Genomic DNA, 2,818 nt, shown 5'->3' with positions numbered 1-2,818 from the left:
AAAACGGCTTTACTTCTCTGAAAGGCGTCGCGCGGTAGAAAACATCACGGTCGATGTAGATCAATATTTCAGAATTCTGCAAACAGCGGTAAAATCGCTGAGTTCATTTTCTTGAGAGGACCAGAAATCCCGGATTCTGAGAAGTTGCAGTGTTAAACAGGGACTGTATTTTGAAGGGATTCTGCTACAATCCGCGGCGTGGAGCCCTCGAAAAGCTCCCTTTACATGGATCGTGTTATCGTTACGGAAGGGAGTCGTCGTGCTGAAATCGCTGTGGGCTGATAAAAATCGCTTCTGGCAGAGCGTGGTGATCACGCTGGGAGTCGTCATTGCGATCATCCAGTTTGTCCAGATCGCGAAAAAAAATCCGGGTGATTTTCATCTGCACTGGCGCTCGGGGGAATTGATCGCGACCGGCGAATTTCTCTACCTCAACAATCACAATTATCCCTATCCGCCCTTCTGGGGTTTCGTGCATGCGCCGCTGGCCAGCTTCTCGATGCAGACGGCTTATCTGCTGATCTACCCGATTTTTTTCATCGCCCTGTTTCTGTTAATCTGGATCTTAAACCGCATGAGTGAAAGTCATTTCCCTCTGCTGCGGAACCAGTTGTTCTGGGTTGTGACGGCGGCGATTTTTCTGTCCAGTCGCTACCTGATCAGGGACATGCTGGAGTGTGGCGTGAACCTGGCCTTAGTGGCGTTCTCGTGGCTGGGGGTCTATCTCTGGACCAGGAAAAAGGAACTCTGGGGCAGCATTCCCCTCGGGTTCGCGATGGCCCTCAAATGCACGCCTTCGCTGTTCTGGGTGTATTTCATTCTCAAGCGGGAATGGAAAATGGCAATCTATACGTTCCTGGCGGCTGCGTTTTTCACGCTCTCACCCATGTTCAAACTGGGTTACACAGAATACCGCCGGACCTTTGAGCACTGGGCAAAAAATGTCGAGAAAGGCATGCTGGAACCCAACCCGATCCGCTGGATGGGAGGCGAGATCCCACTGGCCAACATGTCGTTCAAACCCTCGCTGGCCCGCTACCTGATGCACTATCCCAAAGAACATGAAGCCCGACTGGATTCGCCGTTGTATATTGATTTTCTGGATCTCTCGCCGCAAACGTCGCTGCGGATCATTAAAGCGGTCATGCTCTGCTTTCTGGTATTTATTGGCTGGAAATTTCGCAGGCATTATGACGACCGCAACGACGAACGCATTTTGTGGGAGTGCGCAATCATCTCCATCATGATACTGCTGTACTCCCCTGTCACCTGGGGGCAGCACTGCGTCGGAATTTTTCCGGGCATGTACCTGCTGCTGCGTTGTGCCACGAGTCGTCAGAATTTCACAAAGCCATTGAAAATCGGCATCGGCCTGTTTGTGTTTCTGATTCTGATTCTGAACCGTACTTTTATCGGCAAGTTTTACAGCGAAGTGATGAGCACCTATCACATCGCCACGTATGCCTTTATCGGCATCATCTTCTTTCTATTGAGCCGCCATCAAAGTGTGACACGGAGGGAAGCTGAGAAAGAGAAACCGTCGACACCCGAAACTTAACCTGTTCCCGGAGTCACTGGAACATCTCCCAGGCACCTAGACCGACAATAAAGCGTATCCGGTGCCTTAATCCTTCTGTTTCAGCCCTTCGACGAGTTCGTTGATTTCCATGTCGTTGAGACGAATGGCGGTTTTTTCCAGCATGCCGCGGAAGTGCTCACGGTCACTAGAGGAACTGGGGAAGCCGATGTTTTCGCCTGCTTCAGTGGTGGAAGTAACCATGGCCTTGCCGTCCTTATCTAAGATAGCCCACCAGGGAATACCGCCCTGCGCCCCGCCGCGCATTTTCTCCATGATTTTGTACGCACCAGTCCAGCGGTAATCCATCTTGACCCAGATATAGTCGCGTTCCGAGAGTTTGCGTTCCCCGTCCAGGTAGAGGGAAAGTCGTCGGCAGGGCCCGCACCAGGTCGCCGTTGCCTGTACGATCACACGTTTGTTCTGTTCCTTCGCCTGTTTGAGAGCGGCGTCCAGCAGTTCGCGGGCGTCGAGTTTTGGAACCTGGTTTGTCTCCAGAAACTTGAGCAGTTTTTTCTGACTTACTTTTCCATCGGTGGACAGAGCGGCTAAATCAGCGTGAGCGCGTTGCTTTCCACTGGTGTCAGTGACGTACAGTTCCAAACCAGCGGAATCAAAGTTCAGTTTGATGCCCATTGCCTCGGCGAGTGCCTGGGCGGCTGTGCGTTTACTCTCTGTCGTATCGACGGGGATTACCAGGTAGGAATCGAGCTTTGAGCTGATTTCGTCGTCTTCAAAGCGGAGGGCCAACAGTTCCCTGATCGCCTTCGATTCTGGCTCGCCGAACAGGATCAGGGGGTACTGCATTGTCAGCCCACCGATTTTTCTGTCATAGGTAAATCGTTCGAGAGGCGTTTTCTTCAAAACGAATGCTGCCGCGATACGTTCTTCAAGTGTGGGTGGTTGATAAGGTGGTTCGACTTCCACCCGTCCCAGGTCCAGCGGATGGCTGTCTTTGAGCGTGATCTTTTTGACGGGCTGCCAGGTGATACGATCGGGCTGATCCTCGGGGCGATTGACCAAAGTGATGTGATATTCCGGCCCCACAACGAGGTGTTCGAGTTCAAAATGACCCGATTCATCAGAGAATGTCGTGCCTCCATATTGAGTCTGAAAGGGAGCGTTGTCATCGCCGATATGCACATGGACGCCGTAGCGGATTTCTCTGTTTTTGAAGGGTTTTCCGGTCTCCTTGTCGATCAGCTGTCCCCGGACCGTTGCCAGGGACTGAAGGAGAATCGT

2 protein-coding genes are annotated in these 2,818 nt (G+C 52.1%); one reads left to right on the top strand and one right to left on the bottom strand.

Going from position 1 to position 2,818, the window contains the following annotated elements:
- The first annotated feature begins 259 nt into the window (after nucleotides 1–259).
- On the top strand, nucleotides 260–1,558 hold the full coding sequence (locus AACZ40_RS28910) for a glycosyltransferase family 87 protein (protein ID WP_291176578.1): 1,299 nt from the start codon (nucleotides 260–262) through the stop codon (nucleotides 1,556–1,558).
- 66 nt (nucleotides 1,559–1,624) lie between these two features.
- Here the strand turns inward: AACZ40_RS28910 and AACZ40_RS28905 are convergent.
- On the bottom strand, nucleotides 1,625–2,818 hold a 1,194-nt coding region (locus AACZ40_RS28905; RefSeq protein ID WP_339677141.1), incomplete at its 5' end, for a thioredoxin family protein.

The sequence above is a fragment of the uncultured Gimesia sp. genome, from assembly GCF_963972345.1.
Taxonomy (GTDB): domain Bacteria; phylum Planctomycetota; class Planctomycetia; order Planctomycetales; family Planctomycetaceae; genus Gimesia.
The sequence above is the reverse complement of the archived record's forward strand: the minus strand, read 5'-3'. Positions and strand labels throughout refer to the sequence as shown.